Source organism: Pseudomonas sp. GW821-FHT09D08 (assembly GCF_059416305.1).
Genome location: NZ_JBWKOX010000015.1, coordinates 1 through 23,812, shown reverse-complemented (window position 1 = coordinate 23,812; position 23,812 = coordinate 1). Strand labels below are relative to the sequence as shown.

The following is a 23,812-nucleotide window of genomic DNA, read 5'->3' as shown; positions in this document are numbered from 1 at the left end:
AGTCGCTAATCCCTGAACGAGAGAACGCCCCACGTGCGCACGCTTCTTCTTGCTGCCCTGGCCCTGACGCCGCCCCTCGCACTGGCCGAGATCATCTGGCCCGACCTGCCAAAGAGCTGCTTCGTCAGCGGGCGTTCTGCCACCAGTGTGGATGTCGACACCGGCTGCGCAGCGTTCCTGATCAATGTGCAAGGCAAGGCCGCAGGTACGCCGATCAAGGTGGATATTCCCCAATACGCTTTTCACATCGACGAAGCCAGCGGCAAAGAGACACCGGTGATCATCATCCAGGCCGAAGAGAACGGAGAGGTCAAGGCCGTGGGATACAAGGAACTGGGCACCGATCAACTCGGTGCCGCGCTGCTGCGGGAAGTACGGCTCCTGGGTACAAAGAAGCCCTCCTAGTCGGGGTTCAACGAACCCAGCCACCCACCTGCCAGTGGTAGCCATCATTGCGCTGCACCCAATGCGGATGCACATAACGATAGCCTTCGCGCACCGGCTCCCAATGGCCGTGTACGGCAACGTAGCGCCCGCCCTCCCAGCGCCAGTAACCACGTGACCATATGTAACCTTCACGTACGGCAGGCTCGACTTCGATGACCTGGGCCGGCGGCGGTTGTGGTGCGACCACCTCGACATATTCACGTTGTACAGGCCGGCGCTCATGCACCACGCGCTCCTGCACACACCCGGACGCCGCGACCACAACTGCCGCTAATGCCGCGTAACGTAACAACATACAACCCCCTCGGGCGTTATCGCCCACCACCTGCACCGGTAAAAATGCCCCCGTGTTTCAGCCGTGCTCCTGCTCAGGCCTGGGTACTTTTTTAACAGGTTGTGTCTGTCGGATTGCTGAAGCAGCACACATCAAGGGTGACCGAAGCGTCCCAACACCGCTTCGACAAAGCGTTTCAGCTTGGCCGTACGCTGGCGGTTCGCCGTGTAGACAAGGTGCATCGGCCGGCTCGGCGCTTCAAAGTCCGGCAGCACTCTCACCAATTCGCCCCTGGCCAATGCCCCACGCAAGAAGTCTTCCGGACCGAGCACGATGCCAAAACCATCCAGCGCGGCGGACATCAAGGCCCTGCTTTCATTGATCTGCAAGCGACTGGCAACCTGCACCTTGTAAGGCGTCGAAGCCTGGTAGAACACCCACTCGCGATCCGCCGGCCGCGACCAGAAGGCGTAGCCGAGGCATTCATGACGCTCAAGGTCCGCCGGGGCCTGTGGGGTACCACGTGCCGCCAGGTACTCCGGCGACGCGCAGACCACCAGGCGGTAAGGTGCCAGTGGCCTGGCTGTCAGGCCGGTGGTCGCCAGGGGGCCGATACGAAAAGCGGCTTCATAGCCCTCCTCCACCAGGTCCACGAAACGGTCGGTCAGGTGCAGGTCGATTTCCACATCCGGGTTGTCGCGCAGGAACCCGGTAATCAACGGCATCAGGCTGTAGGAGCCGAAGGTGACGGGCGCGGTGATTTTCAGCTTGCCGCGCGGCGTGTCGTTCATGATCTGCGCCAATGAATCGGCAGCCTCGGCTTCTACCAGGATATGTTTGCAACGCTCGTAGTACGCGCTCCCCAACTCCGTCAGGCTTTGCCTTCGTGTGGTGCGGTTAAGCAAGCGAGCGCCCAGACGCTGCTCCAGCGCGGTGACATGTTTGGCCACCATCTGCGGCGACATCCCCAAGCGCTCGGCAGCCCTCGCGTACGAGCCCAACTCTGCAGCCATCACAAAAGCATTCATGCTCGACAGGCGATCCATCATTCCCTACTCCCAATAACAACATCCACGCCAAAACGACAATTTATCGCCAATGGGTTGCCAATCATCATAACCGCTCCCCCCATGCATCGGAGCAAGACCATGAAGATTGGTGTTATTGGAGCAGGCTTTATCGGGCGCGCCGTGGCCCAACTGGCGCTGGCGGCCGGGCACGAAGTGATGTTGAGCAACTCCCGTGGCCCCCACACCATGAGCAGCGTCGTGAGCGGCATACTCGGCGTACAGGTGGGCAGTGCCGACGACGCCGCCAAATTCGGCGATTTGGTGCTCGTGGCGATCCCCCTGGAGCATTACCGCAGCGTCCCGGCGCAATGGCTGGAGGGCAAGACCGTGATGGACGCAAATAATTACTACCCGAACCGCGACGGCCATATACCGGTACTGGATCGCTTCGAAACCACCACCAGCCGGTTGCTCGCCGAGCATTTGCCCCATTCACATGTAGTCAAAGTGTTCAACGCGATCTTCGCTCCCGACCTGACGCAGGACGCCCGCCCCCACGGTGCCCCCGACCGCCGGGCGTTGCCGGTGGCAGCGGATGACGCCGCAGCGAAGGCACGCGTCATCACGTTACTCGACGAACTGGGGTTCGACGCCGTGGATGCCGGCAGCCTGGATGACAGCTGGCGGCTGGAACGCGGTAAGCCGGCCTATTGCGTGCCGCTGGACCAGGCTGGCTTGAAGGCAGCGCTGGCCGCCGCAGAGCGTACGGTTGAACTGCCGCCTGTCGAACGCACCCGCCGTTAGACACGCACAAAAAAGCCCGCTGGCCGTTACCGGTTCAGCGGGCTTTTTGTTACCGGTAAGGTCCTTACCCAGGACCTCGCCAGCGGCTTACAGCGCCAGGTCAGACGCCGGTTTGCTCGGCTCAGCCGCAGGCTTGGCAGCCTCGGGCGCCTTGACAGCAGCCTGTTGCGGAATCGCAGGCGGTGTAGGCAGTTGCAGGATATTGGCGGTGTAGGCCCATTCCTTGGCAACAGCCTCAGGACTGTCGTTCAGCTTGGTGCCGTAGCTTGGCACGATCTGGTGCAGTTTTGCCTGCCACTCAGGGGTCGCAACCTTGTCCTTGAACACTTTCTGCAGCACGGTCAGCATGATCGGAGCCGCGGTGGACGCGCCTGGCGATGCACCCAACAGACCTGCAATGGTGTTGTCGGCGGAGCTGACCACTTCGGTACCGAGTTTCAGGACGCCGCCCTGCTCTTCGTCACGCTTGATGATCTGCACGCGCTGGCCGGCCCGCCACAGGCGCCAGTCGGATTGCTTGGCGTTCGGGAAGTACTCCTGCAGCGCCTTGAAGCGATCGTCATCCGACAGCATCAGTTGGCCTGCTAGGTACTCGACCAGTGGGTATTCACGAATACCGACTTTGGTCATTGGCCAGATGTTGTGGGTAGTGGTGCTGGTCAGCAGGTCCAGGTACGAGCCTTCTTTCAGGAACTTGGTCGAGAAGGTGGCGAATGGGCCAAACAGAATCACGCGCTTGCCATCCAGCACGCGGGTGTCCAGGTGCGGAACCGACATCGGTGGCGCGCCAACCGAAGCCTTGCCGTAGGCCTTGGCCAGGTGCTGCTCGGCGACGGTTGGGTTATCGGTCACCAGGAACGAGCCGCCGACCGGGAAGCCGGCGTATTCCTTGGCTTCAGGAATGCCCGACTTTTGCAGCAGGTGCAGTGCGCCGCCACCGGCGCCGATGAACACGAACTTGGCGTCGGTTTCAGTCTTGGTGCCGTCTTTCAGGTTTTTGTAGCTGACACGCCACGAACCGTCGGCGTTCTTGGTGATGTCCTGCACTTCGCTCGACAGTTTCAGGTCGAACTTTGGCGTGGTTTGCAGGTGAGCGACGAACTGGCGGGTGATCTCGCCGAAGTTCATGTCGGTACCCAGCGGGCTCCAGGTGGCCGCGATTTTCTGGTTCGGGTCACGCCCTTCCATCATCAACGGAACCCACTTGGCGATCTGCGCCGGGTCTTCGGAGTACTGCATGCCGGCGAACAGCGGACTTGCTTGCAGGGCTTCGTAGCGCTTCTTGAGGAACTTGATGTTGTCATCGCCCCACACAAAGCTCATGTGCGGTGTGGAGTTGATGAACGAACGTGGGTTCTTCAGCACGCCCTGCTGGACCTGCCAGGACCAGAACTGACGGGAGATCTGGAACGCTTCGTTGATCTCGACCGCTTTCGGGATCTCAACGTTGCCGTTCTTGTCTTCCGGGGTGTAGTTCAGCTCAGCCAGGGCCGAGTGACCGGTACCTGCGTTGTTCCAGCCGTTGGAGCTTTCTTCGGCGACGCCATCGAGGCGCTCGACCATTTCCATCGACCAGCCCGGTTCCAGCTCGTTGAGCCAGACACCCAGGGTGGCACTCATGATGCCGCCGCCGATCAGCAGCACATCGACTTTCTTTGCCTCTTCCGCGTGAACGGACGTGATCCCCATCGACAAAGCCAGCCCCAGCAGGGCAGTGTTTACTTTTTTAAACATCAGTAGCACCTATGATAAAACGCCATCCGCCCCACCGCCCCTGGTCATGGGCAACCCTCAATCACGCTGCGCCAGGCAACGCACCGCGAGGTTTACACATTCACTCGGGGACCGCAGGGTGGGCACACAAGGCCGACGTATCGACCTCACTTTTATGTCCCTTCTGCGCTGACTTCTTATCATTATTGGCTTCAGCTACCTGGGCGACAGCCAAACGCCGGAACGTATACGGGTGTACGTACCGGGAAAGACCAGACCAAGACGGCGCGCAGAATATCACGCCACACGGCGTTTATGCGTCGTTTGGCCAATTGACAACTCTAAATCGCCGGTTTTAACGCGCGAGTGTCAAGTGTGGCAAACGCGACCTGAGGTCACAGGGCAGGAACTCTCAGGCAAAAGGCTGTTCTAGACTCCTTCGTCGCTGCTTGCGTAGCATCGACGGTTTTCCCTCGTACCCCTTCAATACAGAGCGATCCATGTCTATCCACCAAACTCCCGGGCACGTACTGCCCGCGCGCAGCGCCGCCAAAATGGAAGCTGCCATGGCCGTGGGCGCCTTCGCGATCGGTACCGGCGAATTCGCCATCATGGGCCTGATGCCCGACATCGCGCAAAACCTGGGTTTAAGCGAACCCCAGGTCGGCCACGCCATCAGCGCCTACGCCCTCGGCGTGATGGTCGGCGCCCCACTGCTGGCCATCCTCGGCGCCAAGTTGCTGCGCAAACATATGTTGCTGTTGCTGATGGGCCTGTATGCCCTGGGCAACCTCGCCACCGCGTTCACCCCGACCTTCGGCTCGTTGGTGGCGTTCCGCTTTATCAGCGGCCTGCCCCACGGCGCCTACTTCGGCATTGCTGCCGTGGTCGCCTCGAGCATGGTGCCCAACGACAAACGTGCCGGCGCCGTGGCGCGGGTAATGATGGGCCTGACCCTGGCCATGCTGCTGGGCAACCCCATCGCCACCTTCCTCGGCCAGCACCTGGGCTGGCGCTCGGCGTTCGCGCTGGTGAGCGTGATCGCCCTGTGCACCATCGCCCTGGTCTGGCAATTCGTGCCCCATCGCCATGACGAACAACGCAGCGACCCACGCAAGGAACTGCGCGCCTTCACCAAACCCCAGGTGTGGATGGCGCTGTCCATTGGCGCCATTGGCTTTGCCGGAATGTTCTGCGTGTTCAGCTACCTGGCGCCGACCATGCTGGAAGTGACCAAGGTATCGCCGCAGTGGATTCCATTTGGTCTGGCAGCGTTTGGCGTGGGCGGGATTATCGGCAACATCGCCGGCGGCAAGCTGTTTGATCGCCTGCAGTTTCGTGCGGTGGGTTGGATTCTGGTGTGGTCGATCGCCGTGTTGCTGTTCTTCCCCCTCGCGGCGTCCTCGCTATGGGGCGTGTTGCTGAGCATGGGCCTGGTCGGCACCATGGTGTCGCTGGCTGCGCCGCTGCAGATCCGCCTGATGGACATTGCCCACGAAGCCCCGAGCCTGGCGGCAGCCTCCAACCATGCAGCGTTCAACCTGGCCAATGCGCTGGGGCCATGGTTTGGCGGCATGGCGATTACGGCGGGGTTTGGCTGGACCAGCACCGGCTACATCGGCGCGGCGACGGCACTGGTCGGCCTGGGTATCTACCTGATCGCCCGCCGCATGAAGGGCGGCCATTGACACCCACAATGTTGCCCCCCTACAGATCGAATATGGGAGGGGCTTGCCCCCGATCGCTGTGGGTCAGTCAACACACCAATGGCTGACCCACCACCCCATCAATCATCATGCAACAAACCCGACCCGTACTCCCCATAACTACTCCCCAGCCCACTGCCGCCAAAATTCATCTTCGCGGCCTTGCTGGGGCTGTGGTCCCCAAACGCCTGGCATCCGCCTGAAAAGCAAGGGTCCCCGCTCACACCGGACGAACCCGAAGAACAAGCGCCCAACAGCAATGTGCCAGCAATCATCACGACTTTGACGAGGTTCGAAATCATTTTTTCAGTTCCCTGTGGGCTGGAGGCGTGGGGGCCTCTCTTGAGTAAGATCGTAGACCTCAACGGCAAAGGAAATTATGAAACTTTGCTGGGTGACAGGGTGGGTTCAGGTTGTCGCCTTGAGGATAAGGCGGCGGGGTTAGTGGGCTGCCCCCGATACTCGCTACCCGATCCCGTATCGGGTTCGCGGAGATCGTCTGCAAATCCTCGGCATATTCCACACACGGCAACGCCCGCGTTCGAAGTGGTGAATGCCACAAAACACGCCTCTCCCACACCCTGGATCCATCCCTGATAAACTGCGCGCCATTCGCCACGTTGATTCAGATGCCCAATGCCCCTACAAACCGCTCCTCTATCCCGCCGCTTTTCCGTCGCCCCGATGATGGATTGGACCGACCGCCACTGCCGGTTCTTCCTGCGCCTGCTCTCCAAGCACGCCCTGCTCTACACCGAGATGGTCACTACTGGCGCAATCCTCCACGGCGACCACGACCGTTTCCTGCGCCATAACGAAGCCGAGCACCCTCTGGCGCTCCAGCTCGGTGGCAGTGTCCCCGCTGACCTGGCAGCCTGCGCCCGTATGGCCGAGGCTGCCGGTTATGACGAAGTGAATCTGAACGTCGGCTGCCCCAGCGACCGCGTCCAGAACAACATGATCGGCGCGATCCTGATGGCTCACCCGGCCCTGGTAGCCGATTGTGTGAAGGCGATGCGTGATGCGGTGTCGATTCCGGTGACGGTGAAGCACCGTATCGGCATCAACGGCAGGGACAGTTATGCCCAATTGTGTGATTTCGTCGGGACGGTGAAGGACGCCGGCTGCACCAGTTTCACCGTGCATGCGCGGATTGCGATTCTTGAGGGCTTGTCGCCGAAGGAAAATCGCGACATTCCGCCGTTGCGGTATGACGTGGCGGCGCAGTTGAAGCAGGATTTCCCGGAGCTGGAGATTATTCTCAACGGCGGGATCAAGACGTTGGAGCAATGCCATGAGCATTTACAGACGTTTGACGGGGTGATGCTGGGCCGTGAGGCTTATCACAATCCGTATCTGCTGGCGGAGGTGGATCAGCAGTTGTTTGATAGTGCGCAGCCTGTGATCAGTCGGGCGGAGGCGTTGGCGCAGTTGCGACCCTATATTGCGGAACATTTGGCGAACGGCGGGACGATGCACCATATAACCCGCCACGTGCTGGGATTGGGGACGGGGTTTCCGGGGGCGAGGAAGTTTCGGCAGTTATTGTCGGTGGATATTCACAAGGCCAGTGATCCGCTGGCGTTGCTGGATCAAGCCGGCGCTTTGTTAGAAGGACGCTGAGTATCCAGTCATGGGGCAATTGGGTTGAACCTGCTGGCGGTTTTGGCCTCCTATTCAGCAGTACCGCCGGGCATTCAAACGGCTGTTTTCAGGTTGTTGCCCTCGCAAACGATCGAACGCATTTGCGCCCTTGAGCGCCTGCCAGCGCTCGGGTAATGTCATCAGACCCATAGGACAGAGCACGCCCATGACTTCCAAGCTGGAACAACTCAAGCAATTCACCACTGTCGTAGCCGATACCGGCGATTTTTCTACCCTCGCCAAGCTCAAGCCCCAAGACGCCACTACCAACCCTTCCCTGCTGCTCAAGGCCGCGTCGATTCCGGGCTATGCCAAGCTGCTGGATGAGTGCGTGCAGGACTGCAACGGTGATGTCGGCCTGGCCAGCGACCGGTTTGCGGTGGCCGTGGGCCAAGAGATCCTTAAAGTCGTGCCGGGACGCATCTCCACCGAGGTAGACGCGCGCCTGTCGTTCGACACTGACGCCGTACTCAAGCGTGCGCACCGTCTGATCGACCTGTACGACAAAGCCGGGGTTAGCCGTGACCGCGTACTGATCAAGATCGCATCCACCTGGGAAGGCATCCGCGCGGCGGAGAAGCTGGAAAAAGAAGGCATCCAGACCAACCTGACCCTGCTGTTCTCGTTTGCCCAGGCGGTGGCGTGTGCAGAGGCCGGCGTGTTCCTGATTTCACCGTTCGTAGGCCGTATCTACGACTGGTACAAGAAAGCCAATGGCAACGACTACACTGGCGCTGATGATCCGGGCGTGCAGTCGGTGACGCGCATCTACAACTACTACAAGGCTAATGGCTACAAGACCGTGGTGATGGGTGCGAGTTTCCGCAATCTGAGCCAGATTGAAGAGCTGGCTGGCTGTGATCGCTTGACCATCAGCCCGGACCTGCTGGAGAAGCTGGCGGCGGATGACGGCAAGCTGGAACGCAAGTTGTCACCAGGGCACGCCGGAGAAGCGCGAGTGCATCTGACTGAAGCGCAGTTCCGTTGGGAGTCCAACGAGGATGCGATGGCGACTGAGAAGCTGGCGGAGGGGATTCGTCAGTTTGCCCGGGACCAGGAGAAGCTTGAGGCACTGTTGTCCGCCAAGCTGTAAACGGCGCAGGCGGCAAAAAGGGCGGTACCTGTGAGGGTACCGCCCTTTTTTTGCTCTGTTGTCCCTAAGTAGCAGGCGATCCCCGGGATCAGTGCCGCTCGAGGGCGTTGACGAGGTCGTGGAAGGCTTCGCGGTTGGACTCGTTCAGGCCCATCAGGATCTTGTGCGCTTCAAGCACCTTGACCCGCACCACTTCCTCGGACTGATCCTGGGACGGCAGGTCGGTGAGGCATTCCGGGCAAGGGATCGGGCGATCAACGATGTTGAACACCTGGTCGAAGCCCATGGACTGCAACAGACGGGTGATGTCTTCGTGGGTGGTGACGACGGTCGGCAACAGGCCGACCTTCTGCCGGGACAGAATGGACAACTTGGCCAACAGCCCAAGGGTGGTGCTATCGATGCTGCGGGTTTCGGTCAGATCGATCACGATCGCCGAGAAATTCAACGCCGTGAAAATCCGCTCAATCGTCGCATCCAGCGCCGAACACAAGGTCAGGCGCACTTCACCGACAAACTTCAGGACGAAGGTCCCGTCTTGCTCGGCGAATTGGATTCTTCCGGTACTCATCAAAGATTCCTGCTCAACACCAATAGGGCGATATCATCCGGCATCTCCCCTAGCGTGGCCAATCCAAAAACCTGCCGCAGGCCATCCAGGCTGCCGCCCGCCGACTTGACCTTCTGGGGCAAGGCGGCTTCTTTCTCTTTGAGTGTAGGCTCTGGAAGAAGATCCAGGATGCCATCGGACATCAGCGTCAGGCTGAACGTCGGCGGCAGCTCCAGGATGTGGTCTTCGTAAGTAGCTTCATTGAACAAGCCTACGGGCAGACCACGCCCTTCCAGGTAACGCACACTGTCGGGAGTGTATAAAACAGGCATCGGCAGATGGCCGCCGATGCTGTAGGTCAAAAGACCGGTTTCTTCATCAATCACGCCGCCCACCATCGTCACGTGCTTGCCCAGCTTGCAGCTGATCAGGCCTCGGTTGATGTGGCCCAGCACCTCGGAGGGGGTGAACTCCGGCAAGGTGCCATTACGCTTGGATTCGAACAACAGCCGTGTGGTCATGAACTTCAACAGCACGGTGACAAAAGCAGAGGAAGCACCATGGCCGGAGACATCGGCCAGGTAGAACGCGACACGCCGCTCGTCTACGCGGAAATAATCGACAAAATCGCCCGACAGGTACAACGACGGGATGATTTGGTGGGCAAACTGGAATTCGTCGATGGTCCAGGGGCTGACCGGCAGCATGTTCATCTGCACCTGGCGACCGGCGTTCTGGTCTTCCTGAAGCAGGTTAAGGCTGGCTTCGAGTTCGCGGTTGGCGGTTTCGAGCTTTTCGCGGTAGCGCTGGTTCTCGACCAGCAGGCGCGCACGATCCAAGGCGCGGCGCACAGAGTGCTCCAGTACCGCCAGGTCTTCGAGGGGCTTGATCAGGTAGTCGGCAGCGCCCAGGCGCAACGCTTCGACGGCATCGTTCATGACGCCGGCACCGGACACGACAATCACCGGCGTCTGCGGGGCAAGCTCGGTCACCTGGCGAATCAGCTCCAGGCCGCCCATCTGGGGCATGCGCAGGTCGCAGATCACGAGGTCGGGCTGGTCGCGCTCGAATACCTGGAGACCCTGTTGGCCATTACTGGCCTGCAGGACGCTGAAGCCACTGTCTTCCAAATAGGCCGCAAGGCTCGCGCGCACTACTTCGTCGTCATCGATTATCAGCAGCGTGGCACTGGTTTTTTGCATGTGGGCAAACGGCGCCAGAATTAGGTTGGCGTAGGTGGCTCGGCAATGGCCGGGCTCACGTACTGGATTCGCTTTCTAGCCTCTCTGTACTACAACGCAATGGGATTTTCCCCATGCACAACTGTAAAGCAGAGGTGCCCTTCTAAGGCGCAGACGGTACTCCCATCCGCCAGGGGTTTCAAGCTCATGCCGATGGTCGCCGGGCGTCTTTACATCGCAAATCACCGAGAGTTATAAGAACAGCCAAGACCACAAGACAAAGTAAGGATGGAACCGATGGGCGAACACGAGCGCGACTACGCCGAAAAACGCGATTTCATCCGCATGCGGGTGGATGCCGAAGTATCTTTGCTCCACGAAGGCCAGGAGTTTGCCGGGGTTTGCGTGGACCTTTCCAGCTCCGGGATGCAGGTGCAGGCACCGCGCCAGTTCGCCGTGGGAGACCTGCTCACCGTGCGCATTGATTCAGAGCACGCGGCGCTCAAGGGCCTGGAGGCTGACACGAAAGTGGTCTGGACCAAAACCACGGGCGACGAGCAACAACTCGGGCTTAGGATCCTGAAAATGCGCTGAAACCCGCGCATAAAAAAGGCGACCGCCAGGGTCGCCTTTTTTTCATTTCAAAACATCACAGCTTAAAAGTCGTCGACGACCTTGCCATCCTTGACCTTGAACTCGCGGTTCTGCAGGTAGGCATTGCGGATAAAGGTGTACTTGTCGCCGGTGATCAATTTCTCGCTGTCGAGCAGGCTGGCACGGGTGTCAACGATGTTCAGGCCCATGGTGCTGTTGCGCCAGCCGATATCGTTCATATAGCGGTACGGTTGGGTGTAGCTGTCCACGTATTTGGACGGTGCATCACGCAAGGTGCTCGGTCCCAGCAGCGGGATCATCACGTAGGGACCGCTGCCCACGCCCCAGTAACCGAGGGTCTGGCCGAAGTCTTCATCACTGCGTTGCAGCCCCATTTTGGTGCCGACGTCGATAAAGCCCAGCACGCCGAACGTGGTGTTAACCAGCAAGCGCGCAGTGTCGACCCCAGCATTGTGGGGCTTGAGCTGCAGCACGTTATTGGCCAGGTTGCCGACATCGCCGATATTGCGGAAGAAGTTATGGATACCGTCTTCGACAAATTGCGGGGTGATCCACTGATAGCCTTGGGCCAATGGCTTGAGGGCGTAGGTATCAACGGTGTCGTTGAAGGTGAAGATCGGGCGGTTGACGCTTTCCCATGGATCATCTTCCGATGCAGCCTGTGCAGCGAAAGGCGCCAGTAGGACAGTGGCACACACCGATAGCTGAGCGAAGTAGTGGCTCCAGCGCATAGCTTTTGCTCCTTGAATGGTCTGTCATGGGCGCTATGCCCTGAATAAGGCCGTCAGTATATGACGGAAGTGTCCAATTAGGCAGCTGCCAGGAATCGTCCTAACACAAATGGACAATTTTCCTACAATTAGCCGCCTGTCATCTGCTTGTCATCCTGCCCCGATAGCGTCACAGCTATTTCAGGGATGTCGACATGCCTCACGCCGAGATAGCCATCGCCAACGCGCCCGCCTTGACTGCTGTTCTGTTTGGCCTGAGTGGTTGCCTGGTGGACTTTGGTTCCCGGGCACGCACCGATTCCCCCTCCCCGGACTCCCAAGCCACACCCGGCGCCCTGAAAATCCTGCGCAGCCTCAAGGAACAAGGCGTCCCCTGTGCCTGGCTGGATGAACTGCCGCCTTCGGTAACCACACCACTGGCCGCCGTACTGCCCAACTGGCTCAAGGCCGCATCCCCCTCCTCCATCCGCTGGCCCGCCCCTCATGCCTGCTGGCAAGCCTTGATGGAACTCAACATTGAACGCCTGGAAGGTTGCGTACTGGTCAGCGGCGAGCCGCGCCTGTTGCAATCGGGCCTGAATGCCGGCTTGTGGACCATTGGCCTGGCCTCCTGTGGTTCATTGTGCGGCCTGGCGCCTGAGCAGTGGCAGGCGCTGAGCGACAAGGAACGCGAGCACAGGCGCGGCAAAGCCACCGTTGAGCTCTATGGCCTGGGGGTCCACTCGGTGATCGATCACCTCGGTGAACTCGGCACCTGCCTGGCCGACATCAGCCTGCGCCAGCTCAAAGGCGAGAAGCCCTGATCGAGATCATGCACAGTCGGCGCCCGTGGATTAATCTACAGGTCAGTCCGTAGACCTTTCACGGCGTGCCGTGGTCTATGCCAGTGCCTATCGATAAAAGGAAGAACGTCATGCCTGATCGCAAAAAACTGGAAGAACAGGTCGAGATCCTGCGCGGGCAGCTGGAACAGGAGCCGCCGCTGTCGGAAGAAAAACGTGATGCTCTGCAAGCCTTGATTGCCAAGTTTGAATTGCAACTTGAACTTGAACCAGCCACTCAAACGCCGAGTATTTCCGACGATGTGAGCCAAGCTGCCATAGAGTTCGACGCTGAGCACCCGGTGATTTCCGGGACACTGCGCAATATCATGATCACCTTGGGCAATATGGGGATCTGACCCGAGCCCAAGCCAGGCGCAGAACCAAAAGGTAGGAGAGGGCTTGCCCCCTCCCACCTTTGCTTACTGACGGGCCAGGCGCACGTTCTGGAACGCCACATCCTCAGTACTGCGGTAAGGGTTGATATCCAACCCGCCGCGCCGCACATAGCGCGCATACACCGTTAACTTCTCCGGCTTCAGCAAACGCTGCAGGTCGAGGAAAATGCGCTCCACGCACTGTTCATGGAAATCCGAGTGCTGGCGAAAGCTCACCAGGTATTCCAGCAAACTCCCGTGATCCAACGCCGAACCACGGTACTCCACCACCACGCTGCCCCAGTCGGGCTGGCTGGTCACCGGGCAGTTGGACTTGAGCAGGTGGCTGTGCACGCTCTCCTCGACAATGCGCGAGTCATCGCAACGCAGCAGCTCCGGGCGCGGGTGTTCGTAGTTGCTGACACTGATATCCAGTTCGTCAATGCACGTGCCCGGCAACGCCATCACGCCTTCGGCCTCAATGTCGGCCAAGCTGCGGATACGCACGGTAACAGGCTTGCCGGCGGCGGCGCTGAGGTCGGTGCGCAGGGTCGCTTCCAGGCTTGGTGTATCGGTGAACGCGGTCTGGTTCAGCGAGTTGAGGTACAGCTTGAACGACTTGGACTCGATGATGTTCGGCGAGTCGGCGGGGATGCTGAACTCACCGATGGCCACCACCGGCTTGCCCGACGGCAGCAGCCAGGACAACTCGAAGCAGTTCCAGAAATCCACGCCCTTGTACGGCAGGGTCTCGGCGCTCAGGCCCAGCTCGGCCCATTTGGCGGCGCGTGGAATCGGGAACAGCAACGAAGGGGTGTAGGTGGAAATGTATTCACTGGACTTGCCCAGCGGCGAATGTTCGGCTGCGGGATGCATGGCGGAAACCTGGCTAAATAAACCGCGCCAGTCTACCAGCCTTTGCCCCCGCCCTTAAGAAACGCCTTACTCGACGGTCAGCTTGCCGACCATGCCCGCCTGGTAATGCCCGGGGAGGTTGCAGGCAAACTCCAGGCCGGTGGCCTTGGTGAACGTCCAGGTCAGCTCAGCGGTCTTGCCGGGCTCCACCAGCACGCTGTTGGGATCGTCGTGTTTCATGCCGCCCATTTCACCGTGGCCCATGGCACTATGATCCATCTTGCCCATTCCCGTGGAAGTGAGCATGCCGCTGGCCTGCATCTGCAGCATTTCCTTCTGGTGTTCGGCGTGCATCGCCGCGTCACCGAGGTTGAATTCATGCAGCAACTGGCCTTTGTTGACCAGTACAAAGCGCACCGTCTCACCGGCCTTGACGTCCAGGGACGTGGGCGAAAAAGAAATATCCTGCAGCGTCACTTCCACGGTGCGTGTGGCCTTATCCGCCGATGCCGGCTGGCCGAACGCATAGGTATGGGCCGCATCCGCCATTGCATTGAAACTCAACGCCAACAGGCAGCCCGCCAACAACAGGGGTGTACGCAATGCCATCTCGATTCTCCAAAAAGTGTGCAACCTGCTTGGACAGCACTCTAAGAGTGCGCCGCTGCCAGCCAGCTGACTGCTAGATTACAACTTTGTCAGGTTGCGCCCTTCCCCTGGCACCCAGGGTATAAAGCCCCTCGTGAACTGTTGCCAAGAGCCGCCCATGAAATTGCTGATCGTCGAAGACCAACCGAAAACCGGCCACTATCTGCGCCAAGGCCTGGCCGAGGCGGGCTTCACCACCGAACTGGTGGCCGACGGTACCAGCGGCCAGCACCTGGCGCTGACCGGCGATTATGACCTGTTGATCCTGGATGTGATGCTGCCCGGTCGCGACGGCTGGCAAATCCTGCAAGCGGTGCGCAGTGCCGGCCTGGAAATCCCGGTGCTGTTTCTGACCGCCCGGGATGCCGTGGAAGACCGGGTGCACGGCCTGGAACTGGGTGCCGACGATTACCTGGTCAAGCCCTTTGCCTTCTCCGAACTGCTGGCGCGGGTACGCAGCCTGTTGCGCCGTGGCAGCAGCACGCCGCAGGAAACCGCCCTGCAACTGGCCGACCTGCGCCTGGACCTGATCCGCCGCCGCGTCGAACGGGACGGCCAGCGCATCGACCTCACCGCCAAGGAGTTCTCCCTGCTGGAACTGCTGCTGCGCCGCCAGGGCGAAGTCCTGCCCAAGTCGCTGATTGCCTCCCAGGTGTGGGACATGAATTTCGACAGTGACACCAACATCATCGAAGTCGCGATCCGGCGCCTGCGCCTGAAAGTCGACGATCCCTTCCCCACCAAGCTGATCCATACCGTGCGCGGCATGGGTTATGTGCTGGAGGAGCGGAGCCATTGATCCAGCGTCTGTCCCTGGCCAGCCGCCTGGCCCTGCTGTTTGCGGCGTGCACCGCGGTGGTCTCGTTGCTCGCCGGCGTGCTGTTCAACCGTGCCAGCGAGGCGCACTTCATTGAGCTGGACCAACAGCAACTCGACAGCAAGCTGGTGGCGCTGCGCAGTACCTTGCAGGGCGTCGAATCACTGGACTCATTCGCCCAACGCGAAGCGCAGCTGCGAGCCGAACTCAATCGCCAGCCTGACCTGACATTGCGCATCACCGCCGCCGGCCAGCGCTGGCTGGACGATGCGCCAAGCGTCAGTCTGCCCGAGGCGCCTGGCCTGCACACCCTGCAAAACGCCGGCACCGACTACCGCGTGTACAACGCCCCCTTGAGGCCCGGCCAGCCCGCCTCACCGCAACTGACCCTGATGCTCGACATCACCCATCACCAGCACTTCCTGCAACGCATGCAACACTTGATCTGGCTCACCGTCGGCCTGTCGGCCCTGGCCACCGCGCTGCTGGGCGCCTGGGCTGCACGCAGCGGCTTGCGGCCGTTGCGGCGCATGGGCGAAGTGGCTGCCAGTGTATCGGCCCACTCCTTGACCCAGCGCCTGCCTCAACAGCAAATGCCGGCGGAATTGGCCGAACTGGCCCAGGCCTTCAATGCCATGCTCGGGCGATTGGACGACGCCTTCCAACGCCTGTCGGCCTTCTCCGCCGACATTGCCCATGAACTGCGCACGCCCCTGTCGAACCTGCTGACCCAGACCCAGGTCATCCTGACCCAACCGCGCCCCTTGGAGGATTACCGCGAAGCGCTGCACAGCAATCTGGAAGAGCTGCAATGGATGGCGCAGTTGGTGAATGACATGCTGTACCTGGCCAAGGCGGACCACGGTTTGCTGGTGCCCAAGCGCGAGCCGTTGGTACTGGCGGATGAAGTGGAGACGTTGCTGGAGTTTTTCGCGTTGCTGGCAGAAGACGCACAGGTCTCGCTGGTACGCGAAGGCGGCGCGCAAACCGTCGGCGATCGCGGCATGCTGCGCCGGGCCCTGTCGAACCTGCTGGATAACGCCCTCAGGTTTACCCCGGCCGGCGGCCAAGTGCGCGTGCGGATGGTTGAAGGCGCACGGGGCGTGACACTGACGGTAGAAAACAGCGGGGAAGGTATTCCAGCGGACGTGGTGCCGAGGCTGTTCGACCGGTTCTACCGAGCCGACCCGGCGCGCCATGAAGGCAGCAGCGAGCATGCGGGCCTGGGATTGGCGATTACCCAGTCGATTGTGCGGGCACACGGGGGGAGGATTTTTTGTGAATCCGCGGCGGGGTGGACGAGGTTTGTGATTGAGTTGCCCAGGGGAAATTGATGCAAGCCAGGCCGGCCCTATCGGGGGCAAGCCCCCTCCCACACGTTGATCCGTGAATACATTCAAATGTGGGAGGGGCTTGCCCCCGATAGCGGTCTTAAAGACTACGAATACCTAAGGGCATGCGCCGGCTCAATCTTCGCCGCCCGATACGCCGGGTAAATCGTCGCCAGGAAGCTCAACACAAACCCGGCCGTACAAATCAGCACCACATCGCCACTTTGCAGCTCCGAAGGCAGGTTGCTGACGAAGTACACATCCGAACTGAAGATATGCTGCCCGCTCACCCGCTCCAGCCAGCCCACCAGCTCACTCACGTTCAGCGCCGCAATCACCCCCAGCACGCCGCCAATCAAGGTGCCGACAATGCCGATCACCGTGCCCTGCACCATGAAGATCGCCATGATCTGCCGTGGCGTGGCGCCGATGGTGCGCAGGATCGCGATGTCCGCGCCCTTGTCGTTCACCACCATGATCAGCGTGGCGATGATGTTGAACGCCGCAACAGCGACGATCATCAGCAACAACAGGCCGATCATGGTCTTTTCCATCTTCATCGCACTGAACAGGCTGCCCTGGGTGTGGGTCCAGTCATCGGGCTTGTAGCCGCTGCCGAGGCTGGCGGCGATGTCCGCCGAGACCTTGGGCGCTGCGTACAGGTCTTTCAACGCCAGGCGCACGCTCTGCACCTGGTTCGGCTGCCAATGCTGTATCTCGGCAGCGTCAGCCATGTGGATGAGGGCCATGGAGCCATCCAGCTCGGCGCCGACCTTGAAGATACCCACTACGTTCAGACGCTGCATGCGCGGGGTGATACCACCGGGCGCACTGCTGATTTCCGGGACGATCAGGGTCAATTTGTCGCCCACATTCAGGCGAAAACGCCGGGCGGTGATTTCGCCGACCACCACGCCGAACTCGCCGGGCTTCAGGTCTTCCAGTTTGCCCTGCACGATATGCTGGGCCACGATCGACACCTTGCCTTCCTGGGCCGGGTCGACGCCGCTGATCTCAATCGGCTGCATCGCGCCCTTGTAGGAGAACATCCCGTCCATCTGCGTGAACGGTACGGCGGCAGTCACTTGCGGATTCTTCATCGCCGCAGCGGCCACCGGCTGCCAATCGTCGATCGGATTCACCCCGACGACAGTGGCGTGCGGCACCATGCCAAGGATGCGCGAGCTCATTTCACGCTGGAAGCCGTTCATCACCGATAGCACCACGATCATCGCCAGCACGCCCAAGGCGAGGCCGATCATCGAGGTCATCGAGATGAACGAAACAAAACGGTTGCGGCGCTTGGCGCGGGTATAGCGCGTGCCGATGAAAATCGATAACGGTCTGAACATTCGCGGGCACCGTTGGAAAAATAGAAAACCCGGCGTCAGGCACCGGGCTTGAAACAGGTCAGATGGCGACCAGATGACCTTCCTGCAGGTGCAGCACACGGTCCATCTGGCGGGCCATGCTCATGTCATGGGTCACCACCAGGAACGCAGTGCGCATCTGGGTGCTCAGTTCCAGCATCAAGTCCTTGATGCCCTGGGCCGTGTGGGAGTCGAGGTTGCCGGTGGGCTCGTCGAGCATCACCAGCCCCGGGTTGTTCACCAGGGCACGGGCAATCGCCACACGTTGGCGCTCACCGCCGGACAGTTCGGCCGGCTTGTGTTCCAGGCGATGGCCAAGGCCGACGCGCTCGAGCAACGCCTTGGCGCGCTGGCGCGCTTCCGGGATCGCGGTCTTGCCGATCAGCAACGGCATGCACACGTTTTCCAGGGCGGTGAATTCCGGCAACAGGTGGTGGAACTGGTACACAAAGCCCAACGAGCGGTTGCGCAACTGGCCTCGGGCCTTTTCATTCAGGGCCGACAGTTCTTCACCGGCCAGCCATACGCTGCCCTGGGACGGCGTATCGAGGCCGCCCAACAGGTTGAGCAAGGTACTTTTGCCGGAACCGGAACTGCCGACGATCGCCACGCGCTCGCCGGGATGCAGTTCCAGTTGCAGGTTGGACAGCACCACGACCGATTCCGGGCCTTCCTCGTAGGATTTGCCCAGGTTGCGGCAGCTCAGGATTGCTTTTTCACTCATGCCCGATTCACTCATAACGTAAGGCCTGTGCTGGCTGGGTACGTGCCGCGCGCCAGGCTGGATACAGGGTGGCAAGGAAACTCAGGACCAACGCGGCGCCGCCCACCATCAGCACGTCCTGGGCTTGCACCTGGGACGGCAGGTAATCGATGAAGTAGACGTCGGCGTTGAGGAACTTGTGGCCGATCACCTTTTCAAGCAAGGCGATGGCGGCGCTGACGTTCAGCGCGGCCAAGATGCCTACCGCGGTGCCGATCAAGGTGCCGACCACGCCAATCACGGTGCCCTGCACCATGAAAATCGCCATGATCTGCCCCGGCGTAGCACCCAGGGTACGCAGGATGGCGATGTCGCCCTTCTTGTCATTCACCACCATCACCAGCGTGGAGATGATGTTGAAGGCCGCGACCGCGACGATCAGCAGCAACAGCAGGCCGATCATGGCTTTTTCCATGCGGATGGCCTGGTACAGGTTGCCGTGGGTGCGGGTCCAGTCGCGGGCGTAGTACTGGCTTTCACCCAGGTGCTGGGCGATTTCCCAGGCGCCGCGCGGGGCATCGAACAAGTCGTTGAACTTCAGGCGCAGGCCTTGCACCTGGTCCGGCTGCCAGCGATGCAGGCGGGCCAGGTCGGTGAGGTTGGTCAGGCCGAGGTAGCCGTCGATCTCGCCGGCGCCGACGTGGAAGGTGCCGACCACGGTAAAGCGCTTCATGCGCGGGAACATGCCGGCCGGCGTCACGGTGACTTCCGGCGCGACGAAGGTCAGCTTGTCGCCGATGCCGACGCCGAGCTTGGCCGCCGCCTTGTCACCGATGACAATGCCAAAACTGCCGGGGGCCAGATCGTCGAGTTTGCCCTGCAACATGAACTTGTCGATGATCGAGACGTTGCGTTCCTGGGCCGGGTCGATGGCATTGAGCAGGATTTTCTGCACCTTGCCGTCGTTGGTCAGCAGCCCCTGCATCTGGGTAAACGGCGCCACGGCCACTACCTTGGGGTTCTGCTTGACCTTGGCGGCCAGGCTTTGCCAGTCGCTGATGGGCGCATCGCCCTCGATGGTCGCGTGGGGCACCATGCCCAGCACGCGGGTGCGCATCTCATGATCGAAGCCGTTCATCACCGACAGCACCACGATCATCACGACCACGCCAAGGGCGAGACCGATCATCGAGGTCAAGGAAATGAACGACACAAAATGATTGCGACGCTTTGCACGGGTATAACGCGTGCCAATAAATACGAAGAGAGGTCTGAACATGTCGGGGCTTGTTCGGAGGAAAAGAAGACGTCCCGGTGGCGGGGTCTGGTAAGCAGCTTTACACTCAGACCATTACCGTTACCTGGGGTTCGCCATGTCGACATTAGATGAAGAAGAGCGCCGCGAATACTACCGTATCGACGACATGATCGCACTCCAAATCAAAAGCCTGTCTGCCCCCGAAGCGGCGAGCAAGGAAGTGTTGCTGGATGATTCACCGCTGTTCAATCTGCTCAGTGAACTGCACCTGAGCGAATTTGAAGCCCAGCACCTGCTGCGCCAGCTCAGCGAGAAGGATCGCACCCTCGTGGCCTTTCTCCGGGTGCAGAACAAACGCCTGGATTTGCTCAGCCAAATCATGGCCCGCGGCCTGCTGGATGAGGTCGGCGCTCCGCAGCCGGTGATCATTTCCGAAGGCGGCATCGATTTCCAACACCCCTCCCCCCTGACGGTGGGTGCGCACCTGGCGGTCAAGCTGGTGCTGATGCCCCAGGCGCTCGGCCTGCTGCTGCGCGCGCGGGTCACCCATTGCGATCCCAAGGGCACAGGCTTCGACGTCGGCACGGAATTCGAAGCCATGACCGATGCCCAACGCCAGCTACTGGCGCGCTACATCCTGCAGAAACAGGCGCAGGAACGGCGCCTGGCACGGGAACAGAGCGACGCCCAAGACACCTGAATTCGTATTTACCCCGCCAGACAAGCTGGCGTAAAGGAGCAACTGTGACCCTGATCTACGGCCACCGCGGTGCCAAAGGCGAAGCACCGGAAAACACCCTGACCAGCTTCCAGGCGTGTCTCAAGCACGGTGTACGCCGCTGCGAACTGGATTTGCACCTGTCCATGGACGGCGAGCTGATGGTCATCCACGACCCAACCCTCAAGCGCACCACCGACCGGCGCGGCAAAGTCGTCGAGTATTCGGCGGCAGACCTGGTGAAGATGGACGCGCGCAAAGGCGGCCCGGGCTGGGTCAAGCCTTGCCCGATTCCGCGCCTGGAAGAGCTGTTCGAACAGTGCGACTTCGATCACTGGCAACTGGAAGTCAAAAGCGCCTCGCGCACCCGCGCCGCGACCACCGTGCTGGCCATTCGTGAGATGGCCGTGCGTTTCGGCCTGATGGACAAGGTCACCGTGACCTCAAGCTCGCGGGAAGTGTTGAAGGCGGCGGTTGAACTCACCCCCGACCTGTCACGCGGCCTGGTCGCCGAATATGCCTGGCTCGACCCGCTGAAGGTCGCGCAGAACTACGGCTGTGAGATGCTGGCGTTGAACTGGACGTTGTGCACCCCCGAACGCCTGGAAAAAGCCCAGCGCCAGGGCCTGCACGTGTCCGTGTGGACGGTCAACGAACCTGCGCTGATGCGCAGGCTCGCCGACTTCGGCGTAGATAGCCTGATTACAGACTTTCCCGGTTTGGCCACTGCCACCCTCGAGAATTACTGAAATCGGTCTCCCCGGCCGGCTCAGGCCACCGGCCGGAGCCGCTCAAAAAAGCCGGTTGAGGCCGTCGTAGGCCGCTACCCGATAGGCTTCGGCCATGGTCGGGTAGTTGAACGTGGTGTTGACGAAATACTTGAGGGTATTTTGCTCACCCGGCTGGTTCATGATCGCCTGGCCGATGTGCACGATCTCCGAAGCCTGGTAGCCGAAGCAATGCACGCCGAGGACTTCCAGGGTTTCGCGGTGGAACAGGATCTTGAGCATGCCTTGCGGCTCACCGGCGATCTGCGCACGCGCCATGCTCTTGAAGAACGCCTTGCCCACTTCGTAAGGCACCTTGGCCTTGGTCAGTTCGTGCTCGTTCTTGCCGATCGAGCTGATCTCGGGAATCGTGTAGATCCCGGTCGGCACGTCGTTCACATAACGCCAGCTGCCGTTGTCGACAATGCTGCCGGCCGCCGAACGGCCCTGGTCATGCGCCGCACTGGCCAGGCTTGGCCAGCCGATCACGTCGCCGGCGCCGTAGATGTTCGGCACGCAGGTACGATAGTTCTCGTCGACTTCGATCTGGCCACGGCTGTTGACCTTGACCCCGATGTTTTCCATGCCGAGCTTGTCGGTGTTGCCGGTGCGGCCGTTGCACCACAGCAAGGCATCGGCCTTGATCTTCTTGCCGGACTTGAGGTGCAGGATCACGCCGTTGTCCAGGCCTTCGACCCGCTCATATTCTTCGTTGTGACGCACGGTGATGTTGTTGTTGCTGAAGTGGTAGCTCAACGCCTGGGAAATTTCCGAGTCGAGGAAGCTCAGCAACTGGTCGCGGTTGTCCACCAGCTCCACCAGCACGCCCAGGCCACTGAAGATCGAGGCGTATTCACAGCCGATCACGCCGGCGCCGTAGATGATCAGCTTGCGCGGGGTGTGGCCCAGGCTGAGGATGGTGTCGCTATCGTAGATACGCGGGTGGTGGAAATCGATATCCGCCGGGCGATACGGGCGCGAACCGGTGGCGATGATGATGTGCTTGGCCACCAGCTTCTCGACCACGCCGTTGGCGCACACCACTTCGACGGTTTGCTCGTCGGCGAAGCTGCCGGTGCCGAAGAACAGGTCGACACGGTTACGGGCGTAGTAGCCGGTGCGCGAAGCGACTTGCTTGGAGATGACCTTCTCGGCGCTTTTCAGCACGTCCGGGAACGAGAACCAGCGCGGCTCACCAATGGCCCGGAACATCGGGTTGGTGTTGAACTGCATGATCTGGCGCACCGAGTGACGCAAAGCCTTGGACGGGATGGTGCCCAGGTGGGTGCAGTTACCGCCGACCTGGCGACGGCTATCGACCATCGCCACCTTGCGCCCTGCCTTCGCGGCGTTCATCGCCGCACCTTCTCCAGCCGGGCCGGAACCCAGTACCACCACGTCGTAGTTGTAGACAGCCATGCGTACTCCTCAGAACAGGCCAGGCGCACGGTTGGACGCCTGGCTAAATCATGCCGCGGCCAGCGGTCATGAAGGACAATTTGGCTCAAGTGTGTGAACCGGGGCACAGTCTATATAAGGCTCAACGCCGCGCACATTAACCCTTGGTCGCGTCGTAGGCCAGTTTTGCCTTTACTACAGGAACAGGAAACCGGCATTACACTGCTGACACGCACCTTTGCAGGACGGGCCATTATGCGGCATGTCGTTTTCTGTTTAATGATGATTTTTTCGGTTGTGGTGCATGCGAATGAAGCAGACCGCCTCCGGCAAGCCGATTTTCCTGCGCAAGCCCCCGGACTGGCGCTGAAAAACCAGACGGTGTTCACCTACCTCTGGGCGGATGTGTACGCGGCTGCGCTGTATACCCCGCAGACTGTGAGCGCCAGGCAGGCATGGGACTCGCAACAGCCGCTGCGCCTTGTGCTGTATTACTTTCGCGACATCGGCCGCAACGATGTGATCAAGGCGGCGATGGCCACCTTGGAGCGCCAGCAAGCCAGCCCTCGCCTGAGGCTTGAAGTCGACCAGTTGCACGCCAGCTTTCGTAACATCCGCAGCGGTGATCGCTACGCCCTGGACTTTCACCCCGGCCGTGGCCTGAATCTGGAGATCAATGGGCAGGTGGTGTTCAGCAGCCGCAATGACGCGCTGGCAAGGGCCTACCTGGGCATTTGGCTGGCGCCCAAGGGCTTGTCCGATGACTTGCGCGGCAAACTGCTGAAATGAGTATGCATCCACTGAACGATCACTATCGGGGGCAAGCCCTAACGCCAGTCAGTTAAGCGTACATTGCCTCCTGTAGGAGCGAGCTTGCTCGCGAAAAACGTCAACGATAACGCATGCTTCCTGAATGAACGCGGCGCCTGTGAGTTTTTCGCGAGCAAGCTCGCTCCTACAAAAAGCCTTAACTGACTGGCA

Annotated in this window: 26 protein-coding genes; 13 read left to right on the top strand and 13 right to left on the bottom strand. The window is 60.6% G+C overall.

Annotation, left to right across the window (positions count from 1 at the left end; translation table 11 throughout):
- Positions 1-33 precede the first annotated feature (33 nt).
- Entirely contained in the window at positions 34-405 is a 372-nt protein-coding gene (locus AC07OP_RS22105; RefSeq protein WP_115485988.1) for a hypothetical protein, read from the top strand.
- Positions 406-412: 7 nt separating this feature from the next.
- On the opposite strand, the gene AC07OP_RS22100 is transcribed toward AC07OP_RS22105, so the two are convergent.
- Complete coding sequence (locus tag AC07OP_RS22100; protein WP_053132380.1) at positions 413-742, bottom strand: YXWGXW repeat-containing protein; 330 nt, start codon at positions 740-742, stop codon at positions 413-415.
- A gap of 131 nt (positions 743-873) precedes the next feature.
- On the bottom strand, positions 874-1,770 hold the full coding sequence (locus AC07OP_RS22095) for a LysR family transcriptional regulator (protein ID WP_115485987.1): 897 nt from the start codon (positions 1,768-1,770) through the stop codon (positions 874-876).
- Positions 1,771-1,869: 99 nt separating this feature from the next.
- Here AC07OP_RS22095 and AC07OP_RS22090 point away from each other — a divergent pair, with 99 nt between their 5' ends.
- Entirely contained in the window at positions 1,870-2,535 is a 666-nt protein-coding gene (locus tag AC07OP_RS22090; protein ID WP_115485986.1) for an NADPH-dependent F420 reductase, read from the top strand.
- A gap of 87 nt (positions 2,536-2,622) precedes the next feature.
- On the opposite strand, the gene mqo is transcribed toward AC07OP_RS22090, so the two are convergent.
- Positions 2,623-4,269: a malate dehydrogenase (quinone) gene (mqo, locus tag AC07OP_RS22085; RefSeq protein WP_495101238.1), complete on the bottom strand. Its 1,647-nt coding sequence runs from the start codon at positions 4,267-4,269 to the stop codon at positions 2,623-2,625.
- 479 nt (positions 4,270-4,748) lie between these two features.
- Here mqo and AC07OP_RS22080 point away from each other — a divergent pair, with 479 nt between their 5' ends.
- On the top strand, positions 4,749-5,936 hold the full coding sequence (locus AC07OP_RS22080) for an MFS transporter (RefSeq protein WP_065939319.1): 1,188 nt from the start codon (positions 4,749-4,751) through the stop codon (positions 5,934-5,936).
- Positions 5,937-6,034: 98 nt separating this feature from the next.
- On the opposite strand, the gene AC07OP_RS22075 is transcribed toward AC07OP_RS22080, so the two are convergent.
- Positions 6,035-6,256 carry a hypothetical protein gene (locus AC07OP_RS22075; RefSeq protein WP_115485983.1) on the bottom strand — a complete coding sequence of 74 codons (222 nt, stop codon included), beginning with the start codon at positions 6,254-6,256 and terminating at the stop codon, positions 6,035-6,037.
- A gap of 334 nt (positions 6,257-6,590) precedes the next feature.
- Between AC07OP_RS22075 and dusA the strand changes: the two genes are divergently transcribed.
- On the top strand, positions 6,591-7,577 hold the full coding sequence (gene dusA / locus AC07OP_RS22070; RefSeq protein ID WP_495101237.1) for a tRNA dihydrouridine(20/20a) synthase DusA: 987 nt from the start codon (positions 6,591-6,593) through the stop codon (positions 7,575-7,577).
- A 187-nt stretch (positions 7,578-7,764) separates the two neighbouring features.
- Positions 7,765-8,691 carry a transaldolase gene (gene tal / locus AC07OP_RS22065; protein ID WP_027604215.1) on the top strand — a complete coding sequence of 309 codons (927 nt, stop codon included), beginning with the start codon at positions 7,765-7,767 and terminating at the stop codon, positions 8,689-8,691.
- An 88-nt stretch (positions 8,692-8,779) separates the two neighbouring features.
- Here the strand turns inward: tal and rssC are convergent, their stop codons facing one another.
- Together rssC and rssB are read right to left on the bottom strand one after the other, a co-directional pair.
- Positions 8,780-9,262, bottom strand: coding sequence for an anti-sigma factor antagonist RssC (gene rssC, locus AC07OP_RS22060; protein WP_003172602.1), 483 nt, complete (start codon positions 9,260-9,262; stop codon positions 8,780-8,782).
- Positions 9,262-10,443, bottom strand: a complete 1,182-nt coding sequence (rssB, locus tag AC07OP_RS22055) for a two-component system response regulator RssB (RefSeq protein ID WP_027604216.1) — start codon at positions 10,441-10,443, stop codon at positions 9,262-9,264. The genes rssC and rssB overlap by 1 nt, the downstream gene beginning before the upstream one ends.
- A gap of 276 nt (positions 10,444-10,719) precedes the next feature.
- On the opposite strand from rssB, the gene AC07OP_RS22050 reads away from it, so the two are divergent.
- Entirely contained in the window at positions 10,720-11,016 is a 297-nt protein-coding gene (locus tag AC07OP_RS22050; RefSeq protein ID WP_115485935.1) for a PilZ domain-containing protein, read from the top strand.
- Positions 11,017-11,078: 62 nt separating this feature from the next.
- Here the strand turns inward: AC07OP_RS22050 and AC07OP_RS22045 are convergent, their stop codons facing one another.
- Complete coding sequence (locus AC07OP_RS22045) at positions 11,079-11,768, bottom strand: MlaA family lipoprotein (RefSeq protein ID WP_027604219.1); 690 nt, start codon at positions 11,766-11,768, stop codon at positions 11,079-11,081.
- A 194-nt stretch (positions 11,769-11,962) separates the two neighbouring features.
- Between AC07OP_RS22045 and pcrP the strand changes: the two genes are divergently transcribed.
- Both pcrP and AC07OP_RS22035 read left to right on the top strand, forming a co-directional pair.
- Complete coding sequence (gene pcrP, locus AC07OP_RS22040) at positions 11,963-12,571, top strand: HAD superfamily inactivated hydrolase PcrP (RefSeq protein ID WP_027604220.1); 609 nt, start codon at positions 11,963-11,965, stop codon at positions 12,569-12,571.
- Positions 12,572-12,681: 110 nt separating this feature from the next.
- Positions 12,682-12,948: a DUF4404 family protein gene (locus AC07OP_RS22035; protein WP_027604221.1), complete on the top strand. Its 267-nt coding sequence runs from the start codon at positions 12,682-12,684 to the stop codon at positions 12,946-12,948.
- A 63-nt stretch (positions 12,949-13,011) separates the two neighbouring features.
- On the opposite strand, the gene queF is transcribed toward AC07OP_RS22035, so the two are convergent.
- Positions 13,012-13,842, bottom strand: a complete 831-nt coding sequence (gene queF / locus AC07OP_RS22030; RefSeq protein ID WP_495101236.1) for an NADPH-dependent 7-cyano-7-deazaguanine reductase QueF — start codon at positions 13,840-13,842, stop codon at positions 13,012-13,014.
- A gap of 66 nt (positions 13,843-13,908) precedes the next feature.
- Entirely contained in the window at positions 13,909-14,430 is a 522-nt protein-coding gene (gene copI / locus AC07OP_RS22025) for a copper-resistant cuproprotein CopI (RefSeq protein ID WP_495101235.1), read from the bottom strand.
- Positions 14,431-14,587: 157 nt separating this feature from the next.
- Between copI and AC07OP_RS22020 the strand changes: the two genes are divergently transcribed.
- Positions 14,588-15,268 carry a heavy metal response regulator transcription factor gene (locus AC07OP_RS22020; RefSeq protein WP_092490356.1) on the top strand — a complete coding sequence of 227 codons (681 nt, stop codon included), beginning with the start codon at positions 14,588-14,590 and terminating at the stop codon, positions 15,266-15,268.
- Positions 15,265-16,620 (top strand): heavy metal sensor histidine kinase, encoded by a 1,356-nt coding sequence (locus tag AC07OP_RS22015; RefSeq protein WP_495101234.1) that lies wholly within the window; start codon positions 15,265-15,267, stop codon positions 16,618-16,620. The genes AC07OP_RS22020 and AC07OP_RS22015 overlap by 4 nt, the downstream gene beginning before the upstream one ends.
- 104 nt (positions 16,621-16,724) lie before the next feature.
- Here the strand turns inward: AC07OP_RS22015 and AC07OP_RS22010 are convergent, their stop codons facing one another.
- The 3 genes from AC07OP_RS22010 to AC07OP_RS22000 are packed head-to-tail and all read right to left on the bottom strand — an operon-like array spanning position 16,725 to position 19,969.
- The gene (locus AC07OP_RS22010) at positions 16,725-17,969 is read right to left on the bottom strand and encodes a lipoprotein-releasing ABC transporter permease subunit (protein WP_092358983.1); all 1,245 of its coding nucleotides are present in this window, start codon (positions 17,967-17,969) and stop codon (positions 16,725-16,727) included.
- Between the two features lie 58 nt (positions 17,970-18,027).
- Positions 18,028-18,711, bottom strand: coding sequence for a lipoprotein-releasing ABC transporter ATP-binding protein LolD (gene lolD, locus AC07OP_RS22005; protein WP_024074097.1), 684 nt, complete (start codon positions 18,709-18,711; stop codon positions 18,028-18,030).
- A gap of 7 nt (positions 18,712-18,718) precedes the next feature.
- Positions 18,719-19,969 carry a lipoprotein-releasing ABC transporter permease subunit gene (locus AC07OP_RS22000; RefSeq protein ID WP_027604228.1) on the bottom strand — a complete coding sequence of 417 codons (1,251 nt, stop codon included), beginning with the start codon at positions 19,967-19,969 and terminating at the stop codon, positions 18,719-18,721.
- 94 nt (positions 19,970-20,063) lie between these two features.
- On the opposite strand from AC07OP_RS22000, the gene AC07OP_RS21995 reads away from it, so the two are divergent.
- Both AC07OP_RS21995 and AC07OP_RS21990 read left to right on the top strand, forming a co-directional pair.
- Positions 20,064-20,648, top strand: coding sequence for a PilZ domain-containing protein (locus tag AC07OP_RS21995; protein ID WP_027604229.1), 585 nt, complete (start codon positions 20,064-20,066; stop codon positions 20,646-20,648).
- 44 nt (positions 20,649-20,692) lie between these two features.
- Entirely contained in the window at positions 20,693-21,415 is a 723-nt protein-coding gene (locus AC07OP_RS21990) for a glycerophosphodiester phosphodiesterase (RefSeq protein ID WP_027604230.1), read from the top strand.
- A gap of 42 nt (positions 21,416-21,457) precedes the next feature.
- Here the strand turns inward: AC07OP_RS21990 and sthA are convergent, their stop codons facing one another.
- Complete coding sequence (gene sthA / locus AC07OP_RS21985; protein ID WP_003189670.1) at positions 21,458-22,852, bottom strand: Si-specific NAD(P)(+) transhydrogenase; 1,395 nt, start codon at positions 22,850-22,852, stop codon at positions 21,458-21,460.
- 234 nt (positions 22,853-23,086) lie between these two features.
- Here sthA and AC07OP_RS21980 point away from each other — a divergent pair, with 234 nt between their 5' ends.
- Positions 23,087-23,620, top strand: coding sequence for a chalcone isomerase family protein (locus AC07OP_RS21980; RefSeq protein ID WP_495101233.1), 534 nt, complete (start codon positions 23,087-23,089; stop codon positions 23,618-23,620).
- The last annotated feature ends 192 nt before the right edge of the window (positions 23,621-23,812 follow it).

Bases quoted from the DNA above. Each gene is read 5' to 3' on its own strand.
- AC07OP_RS22100 (WP_053132380.1), bottom strand. From the start codon at position 742: ATGTTGTTACGTTACGCGGCATTAGCGGCAGTTGTGGTCGCGGCGTCC.
- AC07OP_RS22095 (WP_115485987.1), bottom strand. From the start codon at position 1,770: ATGATGGATCGCCTGTCGAGCATGAATGCTTTTGTGATGGCTGCAGAG.
- AC07OP_RS22090 (WP_115485986.1), top strand. From the start codon at position 1,870: ATGAAGATTGGTGTTATTGGAGCAGGCTTTATCGGGCGCGCCGTGGCC.
- mqo (WP_495101238.1), bottom strand. From the start codon at position 4,269: ATGTTTAAAAAAGTAAACACTGCCCTGCTGGGGCTGGCTTTGTCGATG.
- AC07OP_RS22080 (WP_065939319.1), top strand. From the start codon at position 4,749: ATGTCTATCCACCAAACTCCCGGGCACGTACTGCCCGCGCGCAGCGCC.
- AC07OP_RS22075 (WP_115485983.1), bottom strand. From the start codon at position 6,256: ATGATTTCGAACCTCGTCAAAGTCGTGATGATTGCTGGCACATTGCTG.
- dusA (WP_495101237.1), top strand. From the start codon at position 6,591: ATGCCCCTACAAACCGCTCCTCTATCCCGCCGCTTTTCCGTCGCCCCG.
- tal (WP_027604215.1), top strand. From the start codon at position 7,765: ATGACTTCCAAGCTGGAACAACTCAAGCAATTCACCACTGTCGTAGCC.
- rssC (WP_003172602.1), bottom strand. From the start codon at position 9,262: ATGAGTACCGGAAGAATCCAATTCGCCGAGCAAGACGGGACCTTCGTC.
- rssB (WP_027604216.1), bottom strand. From the start codon at position 10,443: ATGCAAAAAACCAGTGCCACGCTGCTGATAATCGATGACGACGAAGTA.
- AC07OP_RS22050 (WP_115485935.1), top strand. From the start codon at position 10,720: ATGGGCGAACACGAGCGCGACTACGCCGAAAAACGCGATTTCATCCGC.
- AC07OP_RS22045 (WP_027604219.1), bottom strand. From the start codon at position 11,768: ATGCGCTGGAGCCACTACTTCGCTCAGCTATCGGTGTGTGCCACTGTC.
- pcrP (WP_027604220.1), top strand. From the start codon at position 11,963: ATGCCTCACGCCGAGATAGCCATCGCCAACGCGCCCGCCTTGACTGCT.
- AC07OP_RS22035 (WP_027604221.1), top strand. From the start codon at position 12,682: ATGCCTGATCGCAAAAAACTGGAAGAACAGGTCGAGATCCTGCGCGGG.
- queF (WP_495101236.1), bottom strand. From the start codon at position 13,842: ATGCATCCCGCAGCCGAACATTCGCCGCTGGGCAAGTCCAGTGAATAC.
- copI (WP_495101235.1), bottom strand. From the start codon at position 14,430: ATGGCATTGCGTACACCCCTGTTGTTGGCGGGCTGCCTGTTGGCGTTG.
- AC07OP_RS22020 (WP_092490356.1), top strand. From the start codon at position 14,588: ATGAAATTGCTGATCGTCGAAGACCAACCGAAAACCGGCCACTATCTG.
- AC07OP_RS22010 (WP_092358983.1), bottom strand. From the start codon at position 17,969: ATGTTCAGACCGTTATCGATTTTCATCGGCACGCGCTATACCCGCGCC.
- lolD (WP_024074097.1), bottom strand. From the start codon at position 18,711: ATGAGTGAAAAAGCAATCCTGAGCTGCCGCAACCTGGGCAAATCCTAC.
- AC07OP_RS22000 (WP_027604228.1), bottom strand. From the start codon at position 19,969: ATGTTCAGACCTCTCTTCGTATTTATTGGCACGCGTTATACCCGTGCA.
- AC07OP_RS21995 (WP_027604229.1), top strand. From the start codon at position 20,064: ATGTCGACATTAGATGAAGAAGAGCGCCGCGAATACTACCGTATCGAC.
- sthA (WP_003189670.1), bottom strand. From the start codon at position 22,852: ATGGCTGTCTACAACTACGACGTGGTGGTACTGGGTTCCGGCCCGGCT.
- AC07OP_RS21980 (WP_495101233.1), top strand. From the start codon at position 23,087: ATGCGGCATGTCGTTTTCTGTTTAATGATGATTTTTTCGGTTGTGGTG.